The 23610-nt window shown below is 62.2% G+C and carries 21 protein-coding genes and 2 riboswitches; of the genes, 7 read left to right on the top strand and 14 right to left on the bottom strand.

Translation table 11 applies throughout. The annotated features are described in order from the left end of the window. Positions 1 to 2 precede the first annotated feature (2 nt). A riboswitch (SAM riboswitch) is annotated at positions 3 to 96 on the bottom strand. A gap of 78 nt (positions 97 to 174) precedes the next feature. The 4 genes from fahA to QM596_RS06180 all read right to left on the bottom strand — a co-directional run bounded on the left by fahA (position 175) and on the right by QM596_RS06180 (position 4088). Continuing rightward, a complete protein-coding gene (gene fahA / locus QM596_RS06165) occupies positions 175 to 1365 on the bottom strand; it encodes a fumarylacetoacetase (protein WP_029256074.1) in 1191 nt (396 codons plus the stop codon). Beyond that, positions 1362 to 2231, bottom strand: coding sequence for a hypothetical protein (locus QM596_RS06170; RefSeq protein WP_019745014.1), 870 nt, complete (start codon positions 2229 to 2231; stop codon positions 1362 to 1364). Before QM596_RS06170 ends, fahA begins: the two co-directional genes overlap by 4 nt. After that, positions 2228 to 3427 (bottom strand): homogentisate 1,2-dioxygenase, encoded by a 1200-nt coding sequence (locus QM596_RS06175; RefSeq protein ID WP_020908862.1) that lies wholly within the window; start codon positions 3425 to 3427, stop codon positions 2228 to 2230. The genes QM596_RS06170 and QM596_RS06175 overlap by 4 nt, the downstream gene beginning before the upstream one ends. Positions 3428 to 3536: 109 nt before the next feature. Further along, on the bottom strand, positions 3537 to 4088 hold the full coding sequence (locus QM596_RS06180) for a MarR family winged helix-turn-helix transcriptional regulator (protein ID WP_019745012.1): 552 nt from the start codon (positions 4086 to 4088) through the stop codon (positions 3537 to 3539). Positions 4089 to 4192: 104 nt separating this feature from the next. Between QM596_RS06180 and QM596_RS06185 the strand changes: the two genes are divergently transcribed. Together QM596_RS06185 and QM596_RS06190 are read left to right on the top strand one after the other, a co-directional pair. Then, positions 4193 to 4807 (top strand): TetR/AcrR family transcriptional regulator, encoded by a 615-nt coding sequence (locus QM596_RS06185; protein WP_041815189.1) that lies wholly within the window; start codon positions 4193 to 4195, stop codon positions 4805 to 4807. 174 nt (positions 4808 to 4981) lie between these two features. Further along, a complete protein-coding gene (locus QM596_RS06190; protein WP_084325169.1) occupies positions 4982 to 6580 on the top strand; it encodes an ABC transporter substrate-binding protein in 1599 nt (532 codons plus the stop codon). A 58-nt stretch (positions 6581 to 6638) separates the two neighbouring features. Here the strand turns inward: QM596_RS06190 and metE are convergent, their stop codons facing one another. From metE to QM596_RS06225, 7 genes are all read right to left on the bottom strand, one after another. Then, positions 6639 to 8903, bottom strand: a complete 2265-nt coding sequence (gene metE / locus QM596_RS06195; RefSeq protein WP_283308388.1) for a 5-methyltetrahydropteroyltriglutamate--homocysteine S-methyltransferase — start codon at positions 8901 to 8903, stop codon at positions 6639 to 6641. A gap of 159 nt (positions 8904 to 9062) precedes the next feature. Next, positions 9063 to 9271, bottom strand: a riboswitch (cobalamin riboswitch). A gap of 97 nt (positions 9272 to 9368) precedes the next feature. Continuing rightward, positions 9369 to 9806, bottom strand: coding sequence for a helix-turn-helix domain-containing protein (locus tag QM596_RS06200; RefSeq protein WP_019745008.1), 438 nt, complete (start codon positions 9804 to 9806; stop codon positions 9369 to 9371). A 220-nt stretch (positions 9807 to 10026) separates the two neighbouring features. Beyond that, positions 10027 to 10656 carry a response regulator transcription factor gene (locus QM596_RS06205; protein WP_019745007.1) on the bottom strand — a complete coding sequence of 210 codons (630 nt, stop codon included), beginning with the start codon at positions 10654 to 10656 and terminating at the stop codon, positions 10027 to 10029. Beyond that, the gene (locus QM596_RS06210) at positions 10653 to 11777 is read right to left on the bottom strand and encodes a sensor histidine kinase (RefSeq protein WP_021332163.1); all 1125 of its coding nucleotides are present in this window, start codon (positions 11775 to 11777) and stop codon (positions 10653 to 10655) included. Before QM596_RS06210 ends, QM596_RS06205 begins: the two co-directional genes overlap by 4 nt. Further along, positions 11778 to 12572, bottom strand: a complete 795-nt coding sequence (locus tag QM596_RS06215) for an ABC transporter permease (RefSeq protein ID WP_019745005.1) — start codon at positions 12570 to 12572, stop codon at positions 11778 to 11780. Further along, entirely contained in the window at positions 12572 to 13528 is a 957-nt protein-coding gene (locus tag QM596_RS06220; protein WP_019745004.1) for an ABC transporter ATP-binding protein, read from the bottom strand. The genes QM596_RS06215 and QM596_RS06220 overlap by 1 nt, the downstream gene beginning before the upstream one ends. Positions 13529 to 13573: 45 nt before the next feature. Next, on the bottom strand, positions 13574 to 14521 hold the full coding sequence (locus QM596_RS06225; RefSeq protein ID WP_060938127.1) for an EamA family transporter: 948 nt from the start codon (positions 14519 to 14521) through the stop codon (positions 13574 to 13576). Between the two features lie 68 nt (positions 14522 to 14589). Between QM596_RS06225 and QM596_RS06230 the strand changes: the two genes are divergently transcribed. Both QM596_RS06230 and QM596_RS06235 read left to right on the top strand, forming a co-directional pair. Further along, positions 14590 to 15135, top strand: coding sequence for a CGNR zinc finger domain-containing protein (locus tag QM596_RS06230; RefSeq protein WP_020908856.1), 546 nt, complete (start codon positions 14590 to 14592; stop codon positions 15133 to 15135). Positions 15136 to 15248: 113 nt separating this feature from the next. Beyond that, entirely contained in the window at positions 15249 to 16547 is a 1299-nt protein-coding gene (locus tag QM596_RS06235) for an NtaA/DmoA family FMN-dependent monooxygenase (protein WP_283308390.1), read from the top strand. Here the strand turns inward: QM596_RS06235 and QM596_RS06240 are convergent. Both QM596_RS06240 and pruA read right to left on the bottom strand, forming a co-directional pair. Next, a complete protein-coding gene (locus QM596_RS06240) occupies positions 16544 to 17509 on the bottom strand; it encodes a proline dehydrogenase family protein (RefSeq protein WP_080909076.1) in 966 nt (321 codons plus the stop codon). The genes QM596_RS06235 and QM596_RS06240 overlap by 4 nt on opposite strands. Beyond that, on the bottom strand, positions 17509 to 19170 hold the full coding sequence (pruA, locus tag QM596_RS06245) for an L-glutamate gamma-semialdehyde dehydrogenase (protein ID WP_283308392.1): 1662 nt from the start codon (positions 19168 to 19170) through the stop codon (positions 17509 to 17511). The genes QM596_RS06240 and pruA overlap by 1 nt, the downstream gene beginning before the upstream one ends. A 195-nt stretch (positions 19171 to 19365) precedes the next feature. Between pruA and QM596_RS06250 the strand changes: the two genes are divergently transcribed. From QM596_RS06250 to QM596_RS06260, 3 genes are read left to right on the top strand one after another with little or no spacing between them, the layout of a single operon-like run. Next, positions 19366 to 21036, top strand: coding sequence for a PucR family transcriptional regulator (locus QM596_RS06250; RefSeq protein ID WP_283308394.1), 1671 nt, complete (start codon positions 19366 to 19368; stop codon positions 21034 to 21036). After that, the gene (locus tag QM596_RS06255) at positions 21033 to 21350 is read left to right on the top strand and encodes a nuclear transport factor 2-like protein (protein ID WP_283308395.1); all 318 of its coding nucleotides are present in this window, start codon (positions 21033 to 21035) and stop codon (positions 21348 to 21350) included. Before QM596_RS06250 ends, QM596_RS06255 begins: the two co-directional genes overlap by 4 nt. Further along, a complete protein-coding gene (locus QM596_RS06260) occupies positions 21350 to 22450 on the top strand; it encodes a DNA alkylation repair protein (protein WP_283308396.1) in 1101 nt (366 codons plus the stop codon). The genes QM596_RS06255 and QM596_RS06260 overlap by 1 nt, the downstream gene beginning before the upstream one ends. 58 nt (positions 22451 to 22508) lie before the next feature. On the opposite strand, the gene QM596_RS06265 is transcribed toward QM596_RS06260, so the two are convergent. Then, positions 22509 to 23558 carry an ABC transporter substrate-binding protein gene (locus QM596_RS06265; RefSeq protein WP_283308397.1) on the bottom strand — a complete coding sequence of 350 codons (1050 nt, stop codon included), beginning with the start codon at positions 23556 to 23558 and terminating at the stop codon, positions 22509 to 22511. Between the last annotated feature and the right edge of the window lie 52 nt (positions 23559 to 23610).

A 23610-nucleotide genomic window follows, 5' to 3' on the forward strand; every position in this document is an offset into this window, starting at 1 on the left:
GTCCTCCATCGGACCTGGCAGAAAGCACCCGCACCTCAGCAGAGGGGGTTGCTGCGACGTCACGGAGCCAGGACTCTCGATCGCTCTGGATGGTTAGTCCAGCTTATCTTCGGAGAATCGTGAGGCAAGGAATTCCGGACATCAGATCAGCGTGAATCAAACAGTTGTCAATCGTTATCTTTCGGTTTGCGTTGCCGGCAGGATCCGAGCGTGAACATCCCCGAAGCCGATTCGTGATCCCCCGACGCCGGGAGCGGTGGCTGAGATGGCGATGGTGTCGCCGTCTTCGAGAAAGGTTCGAGTCTCGGAGCCCACGGTCACGGGTTCCTTGCCACCCCAGGTCAGTTCGATGAAGGCGCCGCGCTGATCCTTGTCCGGTCCGGAAATGGTTCCGGATGCAAAGAGATCGCCGGTGCTCGCTGCTGCGCCGTTGATAGTGGTGTGCGCGAGCATCTGCGCCGGCGACCAGTACATCTGGGCGTAGGGCGGCCGGGAGACGACGTGACCGTTCCAATCGACGGCCAGGTCGATGTCCAACCCCCACTTCTCCTCGCCGCGCAGGTAAGAGAGAGGTTCGGGGTCCTGCACCGGCGTATCGATTCGGGCAGCTTCGAGCGCGAGCAACGGAACAACCCACGCAGAAATGGACGTCGCGAAGCTCTTCCCGAGATTCGGGCCGAGAGGGACGTATTCCCACGCCTGGATGTCCCGGGCGGACCAGTCGTTCACGACGACGGCGCCGAAGACGTGCTCGGCAAAGTCGTCCGGGGTGATGGAATCGCCCATCTTCGAGGGAGTTCCGACGATGAAGCCCATTTCGGCCTCGATGTCGAGGCGGCGGGACGGTCCGAAATCCGGGTTCTCCTGATCGGGTGACTTGCGCTGTCCGCAGGGGCGAACGATATCGGTGCCGGAGACGACGATGGTGCTCGAGCGCCCGTGGTATCCGACCGGAAGGTGCTTCCAGTTCGGCATCAAGGGGGCAGCGTCGGGTCGGAACAGGCGTCCGAGGTTGGTCGCATGATTTTCCGACGCGTAGAAATCCACGTAGTCGGCCACCGCGATCGGTAAGTGCATTGTGACTGAGTCGACGGGAAACACTGCGTCCGAGTCTATTTCGCCGGTCACTAGATCCGTGATCCGATTACGCACCGATACCCACTGATCCCGGCCCAGCGCCATGAACGCATTCAGAGTCGGTTCGGCGAAGACGGAATCTCCCAGTGTCGCTGCGAGATCGACCACCGAGTCGGCGACCCGAACACCAACACGCGGTGATCCTCCGGCGGGGGAGAAGATGCCGTATGGCAGATTGTCGATCCCGAACAACGAGTCGGCGGGAATGTCGATGGTCGTGACTGTCATACGAGTGTTCCTTCGGTTTTGTCGGAGCGGACGATCAATCCGAGACCTTCGAGCTCGGTGAGAGGGTCCGAAATGCTACAGGTCCCGAACGAGAGGAAGCGGCGACGCACCTCGCCGGCCTCGTCCGCGGTCAGTTCGGCCAGGGCTTGCGCGATCGATTCGCCATCGCGTTGCGCCAGAGCAGCAACAACTTCCGAGCGGTCGGCGCCCCGCCTCACAGCGTTGACGGCCACCATGATGTTGAGGAAGCCGTGCTGCTCGAAACCTGTCTCCGGATCGGTATTGCGCACGCCGTGATGCAGTCCCGCGGTCGCCTTGAACGGGATACCCGCTCGGACAACGGATATCACGGCATCGGCGAGCTCGTCCTCGTCCGGGTACGCTTCGGCGACAATTCCTCCGGTGCGAAACTTCGCGGAATACCCGGCGGTTTCGAGCGCCGTCAGAAAGTCCACGCGTCGATCACCGCGGGGTACCTCGACAAAAATGTCCAGGTCGGGATGAGCGGCATGGACGGGAGCGAGTTCCTCGAAGGCGGCTTCGGCGTCCAACCCGTCAGGAATTCCCACTTCGACGGCGGCGACGCTGACACCGGGGATAGCGAGCGCGTTCGACAGTGCCGCCGCCGTATCGGCTGGACCGGCCGGCACAGTCAGACTCAGCGTCACCGGGTTGTCAGCTGAAACGTACGCGGCCAGTTCGCTCAATCGCGGCGCGGGAAAGACGAAGGGCCCGACCAGTGCGTCATAGTCCGCCTGCTGGTAGGCCGCGTGGGCCGGAACTGCCTCGGCGAGAGGAGCATTGCCGGGTGGGAAGAGTGCTGCGTCGTCGCACAGGCCGCGCAGGAGTGGGGAGATGATCGTCATTGCTTAGGCCCCCGCCCTGCCCAACTCCAGGCGTACGCTTCGTCTTCACAGGCCAAGGCTCCCTCACCCAATTCGAGGGGCCGGAACGTATCGACCATGACGGCCAGCTCGTCGAAGAACTCGGCGCCGATGCTTCGCTCGTATGCGCCGGGTTGTGGGCCGTGGGCGTGGCCGCCGGGATGAATCGATATCGAACCCTGCCCGATGCCGGAACCCTTGCGTGCCTCGTAGTCTCCGCCGCAGTAGAACATGATCTCGTCCGAGTCGACGTTCGAGTGGTAGTACGGCACGGGGATCGACAGGGGGTGGTAGTCGACCTTGCGGGGCACGAAGTTGCAGATCACGAAGTTGTTCCCCTCGAATGCCTGGTGCGCGGGCGGCGGCTGGTGAACACGGCCCGTGATCGGCTCGTAGTCGGAGATGTTGAAGGTGTACGGGTACAGGCATCCGTCCCAACCGACGACATCGAAAGGGTGCGTGGGATAAACCATTCGGGTGCCGACGATGCCCGCCGACGTGCGGTGCTTGACCAGTACCTCGATGTCGGTGCCTTCGGCGATCATGGGCGCGGTCGGTCCGTGCAGGTCTCGTTCACAGAACGGTGCGTTCTCGAGTAGCTGGCCGAAGCGGGAAAGATAGCGCTTGGGCGGGACGATGTGACTGTTCGCTTCGATGGCGTAGGCACGAAGTGGTTTGTCACCCTTGGGGATCCATCGATGCGTTGTGGACATCGGGATCAGGACGTAGTCACCTTCACAGGCCTCGAGTGTGCCGAAGACAGTCTCGACGGTCGCCTCGCCAGATTCGATGTAGACCATCTCGTCGCCGATTGCATTGCGGTACAGGGGAGATGGCGCCGCCGCAACGACGTAGGACAGTCGCACGTCGGCATTTCCGAGGATGAGACGACGGCCGGTTACCACGTCGGTCTCGTTCCAGGTGCTTTCGGGAAACAGCGTGTGGAGTTTCAGATGGCGCGGTTTGAGGGGATGGTTGGGGGTTGTGCTCTGATCGCGCAGTTCCCAGACCGTTGCGTCGACGATGGCCGACGGGATCTCGCGGTGGTAGAGCAACGAAGAATCCGAGGAGAAACCTTCCTCTCCCATCAGTTCTTCGTAGTAGAGGTTGCCGGACTCGTCACGGTGTTGGGTGTGACGCTTCGGTGGGATGTTGCCGAGTTGTCGATAGAACGCCATGACGGGGCTCCTTCTGTGCTGTTCTGCCTGGCTCACCTCCACCAGATAGTAAATACATTAACTAAAATGATGTGATGGGCGCAACCCTCCAAGGGGGTTCGGGTCTATGTCAGTTACGTCCGCGTACGTCGAACTGGCTGCGGTTGGTGATCAGTTTGTCCAGGAGCATGACAAGAATTCGCTGTTCGGCCTCGCTCAGGACGCTGACCCAGGCGTGTTCGCGTTCGTTCTGCTCGCGAAACGCTTCGACCATGGCTTCTCGGCCCTTGTCGGTCAGGTACAGCTGGACCGAACGGCCGTCGTTCTCGGTGGGCCGGCGATCGATCAATCCGTCTGCCAGCAGCGACTTGGACAGATTGGAGACCGCTGCCCTACTCATCCCGGTGAGCTCGGCGGCAGCCTTCGGCTCGATCGGACCGGCCAGCCAGGTGACGAACAACAGTCGGAAGGAGGACCATGACCAGCCTCGAGGGCGGTGGATCGACGACTCGAGATCGTACGTGACGACGTTGGAGGCTCGGTTGAGCGTCAGGAGAACCTCGGTGGCGAGCTGATCGCGAAAGCCGTGTTCGGTGGCCAGCTTTTTGTTGGCCAGTTCGATGAACGACCAGAAATTGAGTTCGCCGACGGTTGACTGGTCATCGGTTGTCCGGTCATTCATGGACTAACCCTAGCGCGATCGGCAGGTGATTAATCTATGTACTAGATTTCGGGGTTCTGATGAAACTTCGCAACCTGGCACTGCGGTCGAGGTTCTGAACTATCGTGACGCGCGTGACTGTGCGCAGCGACGAGTTTCCCCTGGATACCGACCTCATGTCGGTGGGGCAACTCGAGCGGAGACGACGATTGACCACGGCGGTGGTCGAGATGCTTGCAGCGATGCCGTCGGATCGAATCCAGATGAAAGAAGTGTCGGAGCGTTCAGGCGTGGCGCTAGGCACTCTCTATCGCTACTTTCCGACCAAACAGCAACTTCTTGCTGCGGCGATGACGGCGTGGAGCGGGCTCGAATCGGCTCGTCGTCCTGAGGAGTCGCGAACAGGCGGCGAAGAGAGCAATGCGTACGAACGGGTTCTGGCACTTCATCGCCGCGAGATGAAGGCATTCGAGCGTAGGCCTCACTTCGCTCGACTCGAGATCGAACTCCATTCGTCCTCGGATCAGTTCGTGATCGAGTCGCTGGATCAGCGCGCGGCTGCACATCGGAGAATGCTGTTCGAATTGATGGACGGTATTCCGGCCGAGACGGCGCGGGTTGCGGCCGTGGCAATGGGCGGCACGATGTTGACGGCCCTTGCACTGTGGACCAGTGGCCGGATCGGATTCGCAGAGGCCCAGCGGAACGTCGAAGACGTCATCGGACTGGTACTTCGCTGAACGGTGTCACTCTAGAATTCAGTTCTTGTTTCAGTCGCTGTGAATGCGAATCATCGCTTCAGCTTCGTGAAAACGAAGACGCAGGAAGCGTCCTTACCTAGAATTCACTTACAAAACTGCCGGGATGTCCGATCCAGGGATCGACGTGTCCGTGAACTGTGAAAGTGAGTCGCAATGAAGCGCTCGTACCGAGCTCGCTCTCGAATCTGGATGGTTGTCCTGGCGTCGGCGACACTGGTGGTGACGGGGTGCGCCGGTAGCAGCCAAGGTACGACCACGGATGCATCGGACGTGACGGTCGGAGTTGTCGGTGACCAGAACAACGGGGGAGAGCCGCGCTCGGGTGGCACCGTGTCGTTTGCCACCTACAACGGGATCAGCAGTCTCGATCCAGCTGACCGTCAGGACGGCGGCGCTACCGGTGGTAGCGAAATGGCAGCCATCTACGACCTTCTGATGCGCTTCGATACGGCGGCGGGCGAATACGTTCCCCACTTGGCGCAGTCTTTGTCGGCCAACGGCGAGAACACGGTGTGGACACTGAAATTGCGCGACGGCGTCACCTTCAGCGACGGCACTCCGATGGACAGTGCGGCAGTCCTGTGGAGCATCGATCACTATCTGCAGAAGAAGGGAACTCACGCGCTGGTGTGGAAGACCACTGTGCGCGAGACGAATTCACCGGATCCGAGTACGGTCGTCTTCACATTGGCGCAGCCGTGGGACGAGTTCCCGATCATGTTCACCACCGGTCCCGGCATGATCGTCGCGCCCTCGTCGATGGCTACCGGCACGTTCACCCCGATCGGGGCAGGTCCGTTCACTGTCGAGAAGTTCGCCTCCCAGGACGAATTGGTGCTCGCTGCCCGTCCGACGTACTGGGACGGGGCACCGTACCTCGAGAAGTTGCGCTTTCCGGCAATCGTCAACGAGAAGAGCAAACTCGAGGGATTGCACACCGACGGAATTCAGGTCGCCTATCTGAAGTCTCCCGATTTCATACACGAGGCTTTCGAAGCCGGTGATCCCGGATTTGTGTACTCGGCCAGCATGGCCGGCGTTCTGGCAATCAATCAGCGCGACGATCGGGCAGCGAAGGACGAGCGCGTGCGTAAGGCGATTGTCGCTGCGGTGGACCCGACTACGTTCAACGAGCGAGTTCAGGGCGGCTTCGGCGAACCCGGCACCGACATGTTCGCGTCGTGGTCGCAGTGGCACGGATCGGTGGCCGGGAACGGCTTCGACCCCGAGGCGGCGAAGAAGTATCTCGCCGAGGCGAAGGCCGACGGTTACGACGGAAAACTGACGTACGTCGGTATGAACGATCCGGCGACGCAGCGCAGCGCACTGACGTTTCAGTCGCTCTTGCAGGCAGTGGGTTTCACGGTCGACATCACCTACGCAACCAGCATCAACGATCTGATTTCCATGCTGTACGCGAAGCATGACTACGACGTGTCCTACTTCGCGTTCAACGTGCTGGAAGAGTCACCGTTCGTGCGTATGTACGGCAACCTGTTCAGCGAATCGCCGTCGAACATTCTCGGCTACAAGAACGCTCGGATGGACGAGTTGCTCGGCAAGCTGCAAACAGCGTCGGGCGAGGATGAGCGGCGAGCCGTCATCGACGATATTCAGACCGTGGTCAACGAGACGGCGCCGATGGCCGTGGTCAACTCCGGCAAGGTTTTCATCCCGTGGCGCGAGAACGTGCACGGAGTGATGCCGAGTGCGGACGGGATTCTGCTCTTCGGCAACACATGGTTGAGCTGACCCCCGTGCGCCTTTTTGGTAGTGCCCACTACCAAAAAGGCGCACCGGGGCTTTGCCCCTAAAGCTCCGCTCGTACCAACTTCGCGGCTTCGACGAGGTTACGCAGTGACGCCTCGACCTCGACGGAACCGCGAGTCTTCAAACCGCAGTCCGGGTTGACCCACAACCGCTCGACCGGAACAGCTTTGAGTGCCTCACGCAGTGATTCGGCAATTTCGTCGACGCTCGGCACCCGCGGCGAGTGGATGTCGTAGACACCGGGGCCGACGCCGAGATCGAACCCGACCGAACTGAGATCGTCGAGGACCTCCATGTGTGAGCGTGCCGCCTCGATGGACGTGACGTCCGCGTCGAGGCCGGCGATGGCGCCGATCACCGCTCCGAACTCGGAGTAGCACAGGTGCGTGTGGATCGCGGTGGAATCCGCGACGCCCGAGGTGGCCAAGCGGAAGGCGCCGACCGACCAGTCCAGGTAGGCGCGCTGATCCTCGGCACGCAGTGGGAGTAGTTCTCGCAGAGCCGGTTCGTCGACCTGGATGATTCCGATTCCGGCGGCCTGCAGATCGACGGTCTCGTCTCGAATGGCCAGTGCGACTTGATTTGCCGAGTCGGCGAGGGGTTGGTCGTCGCGGACGAACGACCAGGCCAGAATGGTGACGGGTCCGGTGAGCATGCCCTTGACCGGCTTGTCGGTCAGGGACTGTGCGTACGTGATCCAGTCGACGGTCATCTGCTTCGCGCGCGAGACGTCGCCGTACAGAATCGGCGGACGCACGCAGCGGGTGCCGTACGACTGGACCCAACCGTTGGCGGTGGCGAAGAATCCGTCCAACTGCTCCGCGAAGTACTGGACCATGTCGTTGCGTTCCGGCTCACCGTGAACAAGCACGTCCAGGTCCAGCTTTTCCTGGAGCGCAACAACTTCGGCGATCTCGGCGCGCATACGGTTGACGTACTCGGCTTCGTCGATCTCACCTTTGCGCAGTGCTGCGCGAGCGATGCGGATCTTCGAGGTTTGCGGGTACGAACCGATGGTCGTCGTGGGCAGCGGCGGCAGAGAAAGCAGCTCGTCCTGGGCAGCGCGACGTTCGGCGGCGGGCGCGCGACCGGTCGCCGAGTTCAGCACCGCGTCCAGACGGCCTCGAACACTCGCATCATTGAGTCTGCGATCGTCCTTGCGGGTCGACGCGGCCGCTCGTGCCAGAGCGAACTCGTCCTCCACCGACTCTCGGCCCTGTGTGAGAGCGGTTGCGAGAGTTACTACTTCCTTGACCTTCTCGGTGCCGAACGCGAGCCACGAGCGCAGGGCCTTGTCGACATCGGACTCAGCGTCGAGTGTGTACGGAACGTGCAGCAGGGAGCACGACGTGGAGACGGCAAGCGTGTCGACGCTGCCGAGCAAGGCACCCAAAGTGCTCAGTGCCGAGTCCAGATCGGACCGCCAGATGTTTCGTCCGTCGACCACTCCGGCGACGATTAGTTTGCGGGCGAGTTCAGGTACGGAGCCGATCGAATCCTGACCGGCCACCAGGTCGACGGCAAATCCTTCGACGCCGGTGGACGCAAGCGCGGGCAACGCGTCACGCAGCGAACCGAAGTACGACGCCAACAGGATCGACGGCCGCTTAGGCAGCGCTGAAAGCTGTTCGTACGCAGCGCGTGCCGCTTCGATTTCCTCATCGGTGCGATCGCCCACGAGGGCGGGTTCGTCGAGCTGAACCCAGCTCGCACCGGCCTTCGCGAGCCGACCGAGTAGATCCGCGTAGAGGGGGAGTAGTTCGTCGAGCCGCGAGAGCAGCGGCTCGTCTGTGCCGACAGCCTTCGAGAGCAGCAGGAAGGTGACCGGTCCGATGACGACCGGGCGGGCTGCAATGCCGTCGGAAAGTGCTTCTGCCAGTTCGGACAAGACCTTGGACGGGTCGAGTGCGAACGTGGTGGACGGTGAAATCTCCGGCACCAGGTAGTGGTAGTTGGTGTCGAACCACTTCGTCATTTCGAGCGGCGCGATGGTGTCCGTCCCACGGGCAGCGGCAAAGTAGCGGTCCAACGGATCGGCGACCGACGCGACGCGGTCGGGCAGCGCGCCGAGAAGAACTGCGGTGTCGAGCATCTGGTCGTAGAAGGAGAAGGTATTGACCGGGATGGAGTCGAGGCCCAGGTCACGGAGGTCGGCCAAGCCCTGCCGACGGAGGTCACGGGCGACAGCCTGCAGGGCGTCGGCGTCGATGCGCCCTGCCCAGTAGCTTTCGGTTGCCCGCTTGAGTTCTCGATGAGGACCGATGCGCGGTGAGCCCAGCACGGTCGAAGTGAATGTTGTTGTCACGGAGTTTCTCCAGATTGCCAATGCATTGATGGCCACTGCCGGCAGACGGGTACACCTCACGAGACCTCGAGTTTCGGCGGACAGTACTGCCCGCACCGCACACGAGGTCCGATGGAGATCTACACGCCCATTCCACGAGGCGGTGGACCGTCGGGCACGGCGTGCCCGACACAGTCGGCAGGTCTTCGGACTCGCGGGCACTCGATCGAGTTGGATCGAACCTACTGGCCGTCGCTTCCCAGGCGGATGCCCAGTGCACATAAACGGCGGTCGTTCCTGCTTACCGCTGCGGGACAGTCCCGGATTTTCACCGGGTTCCCTCTCACTCCGACAGCTTGCGCTGACGGGGCTTCGACGCCGGGAACGGTCTTCGGGGCTCCTCATGACCGCGCCGGGCGAACCAGCTGCATCGACCAGCATAAGGCCAACCCTCCCTGAGCAGTCAAGGAGAGTCGGCGAAGGGCGCTACGCGCGTGACATGTAGGAATTCGAGTCCGGTGGTACGCGCGGAAGATTCTCGGAGGAACGTAGATTCTCCGCCATTTCGACAAGCAGATCCTGCGAAGACGGCGATAGATCGACGACGCGAGAGGTGAGGTTTCGCAGGCGCACGTTGTGCAGCTGTTCGAGGAGAGAGAGGTCCGCCTCGCCGCCCGAGATCGCGGGCGGAGTTTGATCGGACGGGGCGTAGAAGTAGTCCGGATGGACGTTGAAGAAGTGGGCGAGGGCGGCAACCACTTCGGGTGACGGGTTGGTTCGGACGCCGGTGCGCAGTTGGGACAGGTACGGCGTCGAGATGCGGCAGCCGAACTCGGTCATGCCGCGAACGACCATCGCGTTGGTGACGTGAAAGTCGGCAGTCTCGAACAGCGAGTTCAAGCGATCGTTGAACTGGTTCGACATGAGACGTCCCTTCCCCCGTTACGCACAGGCTCCGTCGATTCAATTAACTGCATCATAGCCAGTTATCGAACGATTAGCTGTTTTGGATTCTCGCGAAGGGGGTCGTTTGCAGGGAAAATCCCTAGGGTAGAAGGTCCCTACTTTGAGTGATCTGGACAAATCGCCGTCAAGAATCGCACGGCGAACTATTTGCCGGGGAAGTGGATTCCGGCCATGCGGATCAGAGCCAGCCGTTCGACTCGGCGATTCTGACGGCTTCCGCGCGCGTCGACGCACCTGTCTTGCCCATCGCGGATGACAGATGATTTCGAACTGTCCCTGCGGACAAGAAGAGCGCCCCTGCGATGGCTGCCACGGGTGCGCCGTCGTGAGCGGCGCGCAGTACTTGGGTCTCACGCTCCGTCAGGGGCGACTCGCCGCTGACGAGGCTGTCGGCCGCAAGGGTGGGATCGACGACGCGCAGTCCGGCGTGGACACGCCTGACTGCGTCGGCCAACTGCCTGGCGGGTGTGTCCTTGACGACGAACCCGCCGGCCCCGGCGTGCAAGGCTTTGCGAAGAAATCCGGGACGTCCGAACGTGGTGACGATCAGGACTCGGGTGTCGGGTGCTGCCTCGCGAAGGGCCGCCGTCGCGGCGATTCCGTCCATGCCGGGCATCTCGACGTCCAGAAGCGCGACATCCGGGCGGTGTTCGAGAACAGCGGCCACAACCTCGTCGCCGCGACCGACCTCGGCCACCACGGACAGGTCGGATTCCAGATCGAGTAGTGCGGCCAACGCTCCTCGCACGAGCGCCTGGTCGTCCGCCAAGAGCAGCCGTATGGTTGCTCGATCGCCCTGGCTGTTCACTCTGTCTCCTGTTCGACTACCTGAAGTGCAAACCCCTGCGGCTGGGGATGAGTGATGATCACTCGTGCGCCCGACGCTCCGGCGCGCTCGCGTAATCCGATCAGACCGTTGCCGGAAGACGTCGACCCGGCCCCTTGCCCGTCGTCGACGACCGACGCACTATTTTCGTCGACCGTGATCCGGCAGTGGGTCGCACCGCTGTGTCGAACGACGTTGGTGACGCCCTCACGGATCGTCCATGCAAAGAGTTCGCGAAGACGCGTGGGAACCATGTCGGTACTGCTCGGCACCTCGTCCTCGATACCAGCCGCACGCAATGCCTCTCGTGCTCGGGCTATCTCGACGGGAAGAGAAATCCCACGAAATCCTTCGACGGCCGAGCGCACGTCTGCCAACGCGTCACGCGAAAGTCTTTCGAGGTCGTCGAGTTCGTTGCGCGCACGTTCGATATCGACATCGAGTAGGCGATTGGCCAGTTCGGCTTTGATCGTGATGACGGTCAGCGAGTGCCCGAGGATGTCGTGCAGATCGCGCGCCATCCTCGTTCGCTCCTCCATGATTGCCCGCTGCTCCTGCTCTTCGCGTTCATGGAGCATGGCGAAGTTGCGGCTGATCAGGGACATGATGCCCCAGGTCGCGAATGCGGCCGCGCAGACTCCGAGCGAGAGTCCGGAGTAGTTCCCCCACCCGGACGAGAGGCTGACTATCTCCACGGAGGCCGCGAACACCAAGGCGAGAATGCCGCCCGCGACGGTCGGCAGCAGCGTCACCGCTGTCACCGCGAGATACGGTGCGGCTGCCAAACCAGTCGGCCCGACGCTGACGATCATCACGGCGGCCAACGCGGTCAAGGCGGCCAAAGCCAGTGCAGCTTCGCGAATCGTCGGCCGAGTCATTGTCATTCGACGCCGCTGCTGCGTTGTGGCGAACGTGTAGAGATAGAGCGCACCGAAGGCGACCGTCGCGAGAATCCCTGTCCAGCCGCGCAGTTCGTCGCGCAGATTCCATCCCTCGATCAGCGGCCCGCCGAGAAATACCATCCAGACCGCCGCGAAGAGAACGCCGAAACGATTCCGCCGCGGGAGCGCGACGGAATCTTCTCGGTCAGTCGTTTGCGACAACTACACACGCTCCGTATCTCGTTGGAACCGCCAGATCGCTCCGCCGGCGAAGATGGCGAACCACACCAGGATATTGACGATCCAGGTCCAGTGAATGCTATTGCCCGTCAACGGTGCGTGGGCGAGGGCGTTGATGCCGAACATCGGGGTGAACTGTGCGATGGTCGCCCATACGGAACCGTCGGTGAGCGGCACGAAGAGTCCGCCGCCGAAGGCGAGCAGAGCCAGTCCCGGTCCGAGCAACTGCATGACGTTCTCACTGGGGAGTAGATACCCCATGAACAGGCCGAAGGCCGCGAAGATCGACGATCCCAACCAGGCGATCAATGCCGTTGTGAACCAGAGTGATCCGTCCATCTGCGCCGAGGTGAACGCGCCGACGACGTAGACGACAAGGATCGAGACGAGACCGAGCAGCATCGCCATGATCAGTTTGACGGCGATGTAGGCGACCGGGGTCAGGGGAGTCAGCCGAAGTTGACGGCTCCATCCGGACGCTCGTTCGATCGAGACCATCGCTCCGCCGCTGGTGGTGGCCAGCATCGCGCCGTAGAGAGCCATGCTGATCATGATGTACGCGGCGACATTGCCGTGTCCGATCCCGTGGTCGTCGTCGCCTTGACCGAGACCGAAGACGAGGAAGAAGACAACCGGCATGACGAGCGTGAAGATCATCGTGCGCCGATTGCGGGTCAGGCGACGAAATTCCAGTCGCAGTAGCGTCGTGTTGAATCCGCCGAGAGGTACGACGGTTCGCTCGGCTCCGTAGGTGTTCGCTTCGGTTGCAGTGGTCATCACTTCTGTCCTTCGGAGTTGTTCGACGTGAGTGCGATGAATGCGTCTTCGAGGCCACGCGAGACGATTTCGAGATCGCGAGCCTGGGTATTGGTCAACAGGAACCGTGCAACGGCATCGGTGTCACCCGAGTGCACGAGCAGTGACTCACCGCGCACCTCGACGGCGTCGGAGTTCGGTATGGCTCGCAGGAGTTCGTCGGTGATGCCTGGAACAGTCGCGCGCAGGGTGCGTCCGGACGCCATCGCCTTGACCTCGGCGGTGGTCCCGTCTGCGACCACGGTGCCTTGCCTGACCAGGATGATGCGGTCGGCGTAGACATCGGCCTCTTCGAGGTAGTGCGTCGCAAAAAGCACAGTGCGACCGTGATCTGCGTCGGCGCGGATGGCGGACCAAAAGTCCCGACGCCCTTCGACGTCCATGCCGGTGGTGGGCTCGTCGAGAATGAGCAATTGCGGGTTCGACAGCAACGCCATCGCAAATCGCAACCGCTGTTGTTGTCCGCCTGAGCATTTGCTGACCAGGCGATCGGAGATGTCGAGGATTCCGGCTCTCCCCAGCACTTCGTCGACCGGACGGGATTGGGCGTACAGGCTGGCGGTCAGCTGCACCGTCTCGGCAACCGTCAGCTCTTTCAGTAGTCCGCCGGTCTGCATGACTGCGGAGACGAGTCCGCGGGCGATCGCCGATCGGGGTGACATTCCGAAGACGCTCACGTCGCCCGACGTCGGCCGGGACAGGCCGAGGATCATGTCGATGGTTGTCGTCTTGCCTGCGCCGTTCGGGCCGAGGAACGCGACGATCTCGCCGGGGCGGATGCTCAGGTCGATACCCTTGACGGCGTCGACGGTTCCGAAACTCTTGCGAAGTCCGGTCAACCGGACGGCGTCGTGTGCCGATCCTTCAGTGAGTGTGTGCAGTGCCTGTGGTGAATGCCGTGCCTGTGCTGAGGTCATACATAGAATCTGCTCGCTTCGAGGTCGTGATCCCTCGTCCGTCCGTCATTCTTCTGCCATGACATTTGTCATCGGGTCGGCCGGTATCTGATTCGGTGCAACCTGGCCGAGGCGCGCGAGGACCAACCCCGCGATGATTGCTGCGCCACCCACAGCTTGGAGTGCAGTGACGGATTCCCCGACCAGGATCCACGCGGCGAGGACCGCGCACAGCACTTCGGTCAGCGCTACGAGAGATCCGATTGTCGGCCCCAGCAGCGTGATTGCGGCGATGCCGGTGAGATAGGCAATGACAGTGCTGACCAGGACCAGGACCACCACCGGCAGCCATACGTTCACCGAATGGTCTGCCACGACGGCGTTCGAGGCCGAGAACTGGAGTGGGAGGACGCCGACGAGTCCGAGCGCGCCGATGACCATTGCACTGACCGTGAGCCCCGATGCCGCGAGCACAACAGGATGGAGATCACCGTCCGCACGTTCGGAAATGACGAAATAGACTGCAAGGCATGCCGCGGCGGCCAGTCCCCAGGCGACTCCGACGGCACTGATCTCTGCCGATCCGAAGACGTCGATCACCACGGCGGCGCCGATCATGGCAACCGCCGCACCGAGAAGCGTCTGCACGCTCGGACGCGCGCCCTTGGTTATCCACACCCATCCGATGACGATGATCGGTGCAAGGTACTCGAGAAGCAATGCGACGCCGACCGAAAGATGTTGCACGGCATTGAAGAAGCACAGTTGAACGCCCGAGATCGCGAACACCCCGTACAGCAGTACCGTTCGCGTGTGGGCGCTCACCTGTCGTAGGCGAGGCCATTGGGTGGCTACGGCGATCACCATCATCACCAGTGCGCCGCCGGCAACGCGCGCGAACACTGCGCCGCCGGGGGACCACCCCGATTCGATGAGAGACTTCGCGAACGGGCCCGAGACGCCGAACGTTGCCGCGGACAGCAGAGCGAAGATCAAGCCGTTGCGAGAGTTCACGTCGTCACCCGTCAGGAGTAAAAGCGATTACGATGCTGACATTAGGTTGATAGAGCTCAGGAGTCAAAGTGCATTTTGCTGGTGACACGGAATCGGCGCTCGTCTTCGCCGCGTCGTTGGTCAACACGGCCCGCGGCGGGGCTGAACTGCTTCCGGATCAAGAGGAGCTGACACGGTTTCTCGACGCGGATCATTGGACCGGCAGGCGGGACGGCACGCGGGAGGAATTGACGGCGGTTCGTGCGCTGCGTCCACGACTGCGAAAGTTCTGGGAAGCCGCGGGAGTGGACGACGCCGTCGAGGTGGTGAACACACTGCTACTCGAATCCGGCGCGAGGCCGCGGCTCACCAGGCACGACGACCTCGGCTGGCATCTGCACGTCACCGCTGACGATTCGCCACTGGTGGACCGGATGGCCGCAGAAGCGGCGATGGGTGTGCTCGATCTGATCCGAACCGACGAATTCTCGCGGTTGCGATGGTGCGAGGCCCCGGACTGCGAGGCGGTCTTCGTGGATTTGTCGCGCAATCGTTCGAAGCGATACTGCGACACCGGAAACTGTGGGAACAGGGCGCACGTCGCCGCCTATCGTGCCCGTAAATCCGGGGCGTGACCAAGCGGTGTGCGGAGGGATAGAACCAGGCTGAGTGAATACCTTGTCGGGAGCCAGGATCGGTCTAGCGTTGTGAATTCGGAACAGATTTCGCGAAGCCAGGAGGATGGTCGGTGGCCGATCGTAGGCGTCCACTCAAGACGGTGACCGGTGTCAGCGGGGCGGTGAGTATCTACGACGCAGCGATCGATCCGACGACGTCGACGGTCGCGTCCGCGATCGACGTCGCAAAGACGGCCGAGGCGAACAAGATCGACGGACTGTTTGCCGCCGACCTGCTGAGTTTCGGCGCGCAGGGCGCGATCGGCGCGCAGGAGCCGTTGATCTTCCTTGCCGCGCTGAGTGCGGTCACCACCCATGTGGGGCTGATCGCCACCGTCACGACGACGTTTCATCACCCTTTCAACCTGGCACGGTTGTTCGGCACCCTGGACCACGTCAGCAATGGTCGAGCCGCATGGAATGCCGTCACTTCCTCACTCGGAGAAGAGAACTACAGCGACCTGGACCTGCCGAGTCCGGAGGAGCGGTACGCCCGAGCGGCCGAATCGCTCGAGGTGGTCAACGCGCTTTTCGACAGTTGGAAGCCCGGCGCCCTGACCCGGGGAGAGGGCTCAGCGGTGCTCGATCCGTCGAGGGTGGTCCCCATCGAGCATCGAGGCAAATACTTCACGGTGCAGGGGCCGCTGAACATCCCCTCCCTGCCGCAGCGTCGTCCGGTCCAATTCCAGGCAGGCCAATCTGCCGGAGGTATTCAACTGGGTGCTCGCTTCGCGGAGGTCGTATTCACTTCTCTCGCAACCTTCGAGGACGCGGTCACCTACACGAAGACGATCCGCGCCCGGGCGGCAGAGGTGGGGCGTGGGGACGAACTGCCACTGATTTTCAGCTCGTTCCACGCAACGTACGGCGCCACCGAAGCCGAAGTCGAACGATTGGTCAGAGAAGCCGAGGAATCGACGGACTTCGACGCCGGTCGCACGAGGCTTGCCGACATGTTCGGCGGCGGCGTGGATTTCTCGGAATTGCCGCTGGACCGGCCGATCCCGGAGTTGTTGTTGCCGGACCCGTCGTCGGTGAATCGACGACGGGGCCGGGTCGAGATCTTCGGCAAGCTCGCATCACAAGGAAAGACTCTGCGTGAGTTGATCATCGCGTCCAAGGACACCGGCCACTGGGCAGCGGCGGGCACCCCGGAACAGCTCGCGGACGCGATCGAGGAACGATACGACGCGGGCGTACTCGACGTCATTACGCTCGGTGACCTTGCCGATCCGCGTACACGCGATTTCGTCACGAACGGACTGCTGCCGGAACTACGCAAGCGCAGAATCGTGGGAACAGATTACGTCGGGGGTACCTTCCGTGAGAACCTCGAGTTGCCACCGCTGCCACCGGTTTCCAGCACCTAGTTGTTGGAGGCGAGTGAGCGCATGAAGAACATGAGGTTGGCCGGCCGTTCCGCCAGGCGACGCATGAAGTAGCCGTACCACTGGCTGCCGTAGGGAACGTAGACCCGCAGGTGATTGCCTTCGGCTACCAATCTGCGTTGTTCGCCGTCGCGGATGCCGTAGAGCATCTGAAACTCGAAATCCTCGGCTGTCCGTTCGGTCAATGTGGCGAGTTCGAGGGCGGCGTCGATCATGGTGGGATCGTGGGAGGCGACCATCGGGTACCCGTCACCTTCCATCAAGACCTTCAGACAACGCAGGTACGACGCGTCGACTTCGCCGGGCTTTTGGAACGCAACGTCGGCCGGTTCCTTGTATGCACCCTTGCACAGCCGAATTCGTGAACCTGATCCGGAGAAGTGCCGGCAGTCGGCCTCGGTGCGGTGCAGATACGCCTGCAGGACCGTGCCGAGCGTCGGGAAGTCGCGGCGCAACTCTTCGACGATGGACAGTGTCGAGTCGGTGGTGGTGTGATCCTCCGCATCGACGGTGACCCACGCGCCCACTTCGTCTGCCGCTGTGACGATTCGGTGAGCGTTCGCCAGGGCGATCTTCTCGCCGTCGCCGGGAAGTGACTGCCCTAACGCGGAGAGCTTGAGCGAAACCTCGAGAGTGTGTTGCGTCCCAGCCGCTTCGGAAAGCGTTGCGTACGAGCGGAGAAGGGAGAGATAGGCGTCGACGGTAGCTGTTGCCTGAGTTGGATCGGTAGTGTCCTCGCCGAGGTAGTCGACCGTCACGAACCGGCCACTGGTGAGGATGTCGCGTACGGCAGAGACCGCTGCGGGTTCCGCGTCCCCGGCGACGAACCTGTCTACCAGCTTGCGAGTCACGGTCATCCCGGAGACTGTCTTCTCCAGCCGCGACGAGCGTGCCGCCGCGAGGAGTACCGGGCGCAGCGGGTTGCTCAGCGAGACGGCACTCATCAACGGTTCTCGCTCTCGGCTCGATCGACGTCCTGGTGGGGGTAGCGATGATCGGTGGGAGGAACGAAGGTTTCCTTGACGGTGCGTGTCGACGCCCAACGGAGCAGGTTCTGCGGTGAACCGGCCTTGTCGTTGGTACCGGAAGCTCGAGCGCCGCCGAAGGGCTGTTGTCCGACTACCGCGCCCGTCGGCTTGTCGTTGACGTAGAAGTTTCCGGCGGCGAACCGCAGACCGTGGTGAGCTTGATCGACGGCTGCACGGTCGGTGGCGATCACGGCACCGGTCAGGGCGTACGCGGATCCGCTGTCGATACGAGCGAGGATGTCGGCGTACGCATTCGGTGCGGAGTCGTCGTAGACGTGCAGGGAGAGTATGGGGCCGAAGTACTCGGTGCTGAAGGCCTCGTCACTGGGGTCGTCACCGAGCAGGACCGTCGGCGAGATGAAGAATCCTTCGCGGTCGTCGTAGTCGCCGCCTGCTGCGATGGTGAGGCCACCGGTCGACTTGGCTCGGACGATCGCGGCGGCATTGCGGTCGAAGGAACGCTGGTCGATGACGGCGCCGCCGAAGTTCGTCAGGTCGGTGACGTCGCCGTACTTCAGTGACGACACTGTGTCGATGAACGTGTCGCCCATCTTGGCCCACACCGATTTCGGGACGAATGCCCGTGACGCGGCCGAGCATTTCTGTCCCTGATAGTCGAAGGCCCCGCGGATCAATGCCGTCGTGAGTACGTCGGGGTCTGCTGAACTGTGTGCGAGTACAAAATCTTTGCCGCCGGTTTCGCCGACGAGACGCGGATACGTCCGGTAGTTCGAGATGTTGGCTCCGACCTCACGCCACAAACGCTGGAACGTTGCGGTCGATCCGGTGAAGTGGATGCCCGCCAGGCGAGGGTCGGCCAGCGCGACCTCGGACACCGTGGGGCCGTCGCCGAGAACAAGATTGATCACCCCGGGTGGGAGGCCGGCGGCTTCGAGTAGTTGCATTGTCAGGTACGCCGCGACGGCCTGCGTCGGTGACGGCTTCCAGATCACGGTGTTGCCCATCAGGGCCGGTGCGGTGGGGAGATTTCCGGCGATGGCGGTGAAATTGAAGGGGGTGATCGCGTAGACAAAACCTTCGAGTGGTCGATATTCGACGCGATTCCACACTCCCGGAGCGGAAACGGGTTGGTCGGCGAGTATCTGACGTGCGAACGCGACGTTGAAACGCCAGAAATCGATCAGTTCGCACGGGGCATCGATCTCGGCCTGATATGCGGTCTTCGACTGACCGAGCATTGTTGCGGCGGCGATGGTTTCGCGCCACGGGCCGGAGAGTAGATCGGCGGCGCGGAGGAAGACCGCCGCGCGGTCGTCGAACGAGAGGTCGCGCCAGGCCGGGGCGGCTAGTGTAGCGGCGTCGATGGCATCACGAACATCCGAGTGCGTTGCGCCCGCAAACGATCCGATGACCGAGCTGTGACGGTGTGGTTGAACTACGTTCTCCCGCTTGCCCTCCGCAGTTCGGTGGACGCCCCCGATGACCTGTCGGATGTCGGTGGGTGTCTCGGCCAGTTCGGAAAGTTTGGTGCGTAGGCGTGATCGTTCCGGGCTTCCCGGCCCGTAATTGTTGACCGGCTCGTTGGCTGGGTGGGGGACATTGGTGACGGCGTCCATGACGATCCTTCGGCAGACTGATGGGTGGGGCAGTTGTCGTGTCGTCATCAGTCAAGCCGAAAGGAGTCGGCGAGTAATCCGCTGATCGGCCAAACTTCTCGGACGCTGTTTGTTCGATCGGCTGAACCATTTCCGCAGGAAAATGCACTATTCTCGAAATTGAGGCGTTGGAACGGTCCGGAAAGTGGGTGGTACGTGGCTATCCGTGAGGTCAGGCTCGACGCGGTCCTTCGGGCGCTGGGCGGAGCCTTTGTCGAGCTCGTCTTCGCGCCGTCAGGTGATGACGTCTTCGTCGACTCCGTGGTGTTCGCGGAGGTCGGGGACCTCACACGCCCCGGAACCGCGGACGTCGAATCCTCTGAGCTCTGGCTCGCTGTCGGTATCGGCGCAGCAGAATTGGCAGCCTGGCTGAACCGCGTCGATCAGAAGGGATCAGCGCCTCGGGCCGTCATGTCGAAGGAGGCCTCGGACACGTCGGTGCGCGCGGCGGCACAGCGCGCCGGGATCGCCTTGATGGCAGTCCATCCGGACGCTCGTTGGGATCGATTGTTAACCACGATCCGGGGCGTGCTCGATCATTCGGTATCCCGTCAGGATTCTGAGGACGTTGTATTCGGCAGTGACACAGACTTGTTCGAGCTGGCACAGAACGTCGCGTCACTCACCCGGGGGATGGTCAGCATCGAGGACGAGCGTTCCCACGTCATGGCTTATTCGGCATCAGGAGATGCTGCGGACGAGCTCCGCCGGCAATCGATCCTCGGCCGTGAAGGACCTCGGGAATACCTCCGGAAGCTGCAGGAGTGGGGCGTCTTCGAAAGCTTGCGGCGAAGTGACGACGTAGTGGAGGTGCCTGCGCACGAAGACCTCGCGATCAGGCGACGGTTGGTGGTTCCGATTCGCAGAATTTCCGAGAACGTCAAGGGGGAGAGCGGTTTCAGTTCTGATCTGCTCGGCACGATCTGGGTTCAGGAAGGCCCGCTTCCCATCGCCGGCGATGCCGAGAGAGTGCTCCGCGGTGCAGCGGCCATTGCAGCTCGGCTGATTTCGCGCATCCGAGACGCGCCGAGTAACGAGGCGATACAGGTTCAGCGCTTGCTCGGGGTTCGCGGCGGCGGCGTCGATGTTCCTTCTCTGGCGGCCTCGTTGTCCATCCCGATGTCCGGACCCGCGATGGTGATCGGCGTGGCGAGTGTCGGGGGCAGCGTGTTGTCGGCTTCGGGTGAGCTCGTGTCGTCGTTGCGCCTGCACGCCAGTGCCTTTCACCGTGAATCGCTGGTGAGTGCATTCGGCGCCCGGATCTATGTGCTGTTTCCGCGAACCCAATCCGTGAAATCCACAGTCTCGTGGACCCGTGAAGTTGTCGCGCGTTTGGACAAGTTGTCGCCCTCGGGTTTACGGGCCGCAGTCTCGTCGCCGGTTTCGACGCTCACTGAGGTGGCTAGGGCTCGCGCCGAAGTGGATCGGGTCTTGGACGGAACGTCGGGGGATGTTCGTGTGACCACCCTCGCGGACTCGCGCACTCCGGTGCTGCTGGGCGAAATCATGGACGCGATTGCGGCCGACGAGCAACTGCACGATCCGAGAATCGACGCGCTCGACGTCTACGACAGGCGTAACGGGTCGAACATGCGTGAAAGTGTCTCCGTTTACCTCGCGCATTCGGGCGATGTCCGACGCGCGTCCGAGCAGCTTCGCATTCACCCGAACACACTCAGGTATCGGATCAAAAGGGTCGAGGAGATAACAGATACCGACCTGTCCGAGCCCTCGACGAGGCTGTTGATGGAGATTCAGTTGGAGGCGTCCGCTCGCGCAGTGAGTTCGCCGAACCTGTCGGACCCCAGCAGTACTCTTCGCGAATGATCGACTCAGCGAAGGTGCCAGGCGCAGCGCGCGCGTATTTCGACGGCGGAGACGTCCGTGACGTGTTCACCGAAGACGCCGTGGTGCGTGACGACGGCCGGACGTATGTCGGGATCGAAGAAATCGTGGCGTGGAAGTCCGCCGTGTCGACGGCGTTCACCTTCACCCAGAAGTTCGAGTCGGTCAACACCCCAGGCTCGGCCGTTGTCGTGTCGGTGAAGGTCGAGGGTGATTTTCCCGGAAGCCCCGTCCAGTTACATCACCATTTTTCTCTCGACGGTGATCGGATTTCCGCTCTCACGGTGTGCCCCTGATGCCCACCGCTGACGAACTGCTCGGGAAATCCGTCGTCGCCGATCTGGCAGGCTGTCTCGAGCGAGCCTCCGGTCACACACGCCTCGCCCTCGTTCGGGGTAGTACATCCGAATTCGACGGTATGAGTCTCGGCGAACGTACCCGCGTTGTGCGGGACGCGATGACTGCCGAACTGCCTCAGGATCTTCCGGCCTTCGCCGAGATCATCCGCCGTGCGCTTTCAGAGGAGACCTTCACTGGTTGGATGATCTGGCCGGTGACCGAAGCCGTCGCCGTCACGGCGACACGAAGTGGCTCCGAGTCGGATTTCGACGAGGGAATGGCTCTCCTTGCCGAGCTGACGTCGCGTCTGACGGCCGAATTCGCAATTCGCACATTTCTCGAAACGAACCTTGACCGTTCGCTGGCGATCGCACTCACCTGGACCGGCCATGAAGACGAACACGTCCGGCGCTTGGCGACCGAAGGCACTCGTACTCGTTTGCCCTGGGGAAGACGAGTGAAAGAATTGACGGCGTGTCCCGAGTCGACAATCGCCATTCTCGACGAGCTGTATCAGGATGATTCGGAATACGTACGACGTTCGGTCGCAAACCATCTCAACGATCTCAGTCGTGCTGACGCAGCGCTCGCCGTGTCGACTGCGAAGCGTTGGTTACAGACACCGGATTCCAACACACTGAAAATCGTCAAACATGCATTGCGGACGTTGATCAAGGCCGGCGACCCAGATGCTCTGTCTCTTCTGGGGTTCTCGCCGCCCACCGACGTCGTGGTCGAAGGGTTCGTCATCGACCGCGAAATAGTCGATGCGGGTGGAGAACTCACCTTCGACTTCGCCGTCACGAACCACGGCAGCGAGTCCGTCACCGTCGTGATCGATTACATCGTCCACCACGTGAAGGCCAACGGGACGACGACGCCGAAGGTCTTCAAACTGACAACACGAACGCTCGAGCCTGGGGTGCCGGCCCGCATCGCGAAGAGGCATTCCTTCAAACCGATCAGTACCCGGAAGTACCACGCCGGCGACCATGCCGTCGAAGTGCAGATCAACGGTGTACGCCAGGTGCGAGGCGAATTCCGCTTGGAGGCGTGAGTGACCCCACCAGGTGTGGTGGGGTCACTCCAGTACCGATCCAATGCCCGCACGGATGTCAGCGCATGACCTGTACCTGTTCGGCGATATCAGCGGCCAGGGCCATCGCAGTCAGCGCGAGGCCGTTGTTGAGGTCGTATCGCAGTTGTCCGACATGTCCGTCCTGGACAGCGCGGACTCGTCTCCACGTGGGCGACTCGGCTTCGACGGCGTCGGGGTTCTGTAGCAGTACGAAGCCGGCCTGGTCGAAGATCGCGAGCTCCTCGAGGCTGTAGAAAGTCGAATCCTTCCGATCGGGTGCGGCATGGGCGGCGTCAGTCAAGACGTTCAGGCCGAGGTCCTGTGCAACCGACACGGCGAACGTGTTGTTCTGCAGCCAGATCTGACCGCTGTCTGCACCGGCGATCGCAATCGACTTGCCTTCGAGGAGACCACCGATCTTGGCCCGCGCTTGAGCAAGTTCTGCGTTGTATCGGGCGATGACGCGTTCGGCGACTTCGCGGCGATCGAGCGCCGTGAGCTGCGCGGTCATGGCCTGTTTCCAGGACGAGCCCGTCGTGCCCTCGTCAACGACGAGCACCGGGGCGATGTCAGTGCCGAGCAGGCCCTTGTCCTGGTAGTAATCCCACCAGCCTTTCCCGACAACCAACAGATCGGGGTCGTAGCTCAGGATCGATTCGGCATTCGGTTCGTTGTTCGTCCCACCGAGGCGAGCTGCGCCGGCGGGTACCTGTTGCATGAGCTGAGACTTCGGATCCCAATTGGTCGCGACGATCGGGTACTCGGCCAGTAGTGCAAAATCGAGGGCGCCTCGGGCTTCGAGCACCACGACACGCTTGGGGTCCCGCGGGAGGCGGTAGGTCTGGTCCGCGACGACGATGTCGACCCACTCGTCCGAGGCTTCGGTGCCGCTGGATTCGCTCGAACATGCAGACAGTGCGCCCAGTGCACCGAGCGCCGCCGCACCGGTCAGGAACCCGCGTCGTGTCAAGGAATCGATCAGACGGGTGAATTCGTCGTCCACATCTTTTGTCGACTGCAAGGGGGTTTCGGTCGCAGAAGGGGACACCGTCGGGTGGAAGGTTTTGGTCGATTCGATCACAGGCATGAGAAGGCGCAGCTCCATCTGATGTTCCGGGCATTGGCAGGTGCCTAACCAA

The organism is Rhodococcus sp. IEGM 1406, from assembly GCF_030056745.1.
GTDB lineage: Bacteria > Actinomycetota > Actinomycetes > Mycobacteriales > Mycobacteriaceae > Rhodococcus_F > Rhodococcus_F erythropolis.

Coding starts and splice junctions, on each gene's coding strand:
- fahA (WP_029256074.1), bottom strand. CDS start 1,365: ATGACAGTCACGACCATCGACATTCCCGCCGACTCGTTGTTCGGGATC.
- QM596_RS06170 (WP_019745014.1), bottom strand. CDS start 2,231: ATGACGATCATCTCCCCACTCCTGCGCGGCCTGTGCGACGACGCAGCA.
- QM596_RS06175 (WP_020908862.1), bottom strand. CDS start 3,427: ATGGCGTTCTATCGACAACTCGGCAACATCCCACCGAAGCGTCACACC.
- QM596_RS06180 (WP_019745012.1), bottom strand. CDS start 4,088: ATGAATGACCGGACAACCGATGACCAGTCAACCGTCGGCGAACTCAAT.
- QM596_RS06190 (WP_084325169.1), top strand. CDS start 4,982: ATGAAGCGCTCGTACCGAGCTCGCTCTCGAATCTGGATGGTTGTCCTG.
- QM596_RS06200 (WP_019745008.1), bottom strand. CDS start 9,806: ATGTCGAACCAGTTCAACGATCGCTTGAACTCGCTGTTCGAGACTGCC.
- QM596_RS06215 (WP_019745005.1), bottom strand. CDS start 12,572: ATGACCACTGCAACCGAAGCGAACACCTACGGAGCCGAGCGAACCGTC.
- QM596_RS06220 (WP_019745004.1), bottom strand. CDS start 13,528: ATGACCTCAGCACAGGCACGGCATTCACCACAGGCACTGCACACACTC.
- QM596_RS06240 (WP_080909076.1), bottom strand. CDS start 17,509: ATGAGTGCCGTCTCGCTGAGCAACCCGCTGCGCCCGGTACTCCTCGCG.
- pruA (WP_283308392.1), bottom strand. CDS start 19,170: ATGGACGCCGTCACCAATGTCCCCCACCCAGCCAACGAGCCGGTCAAC.
- QM596_RS06255 (WP_283308395.1), top strand. CDS start 21,033: ATGATCGACTCAGCGAAGGTGCCAGGCGCAGCGCGCGCGTATTTCGAC.
- QM596_RS06260 (WP_283308396.1), top strand. CDS start 21,350: ATGCCCACCGCTGACGAACTGCTCGGGAAATCCGTCGTCGCCGATCTG.
- QM596_RS06265 (WP_283308397.1), bottom strand. CDS start 23,558: ATGCCTGTGATCGAATCGACCAAAACCTTCCACCCGACGGTGTCCCCT.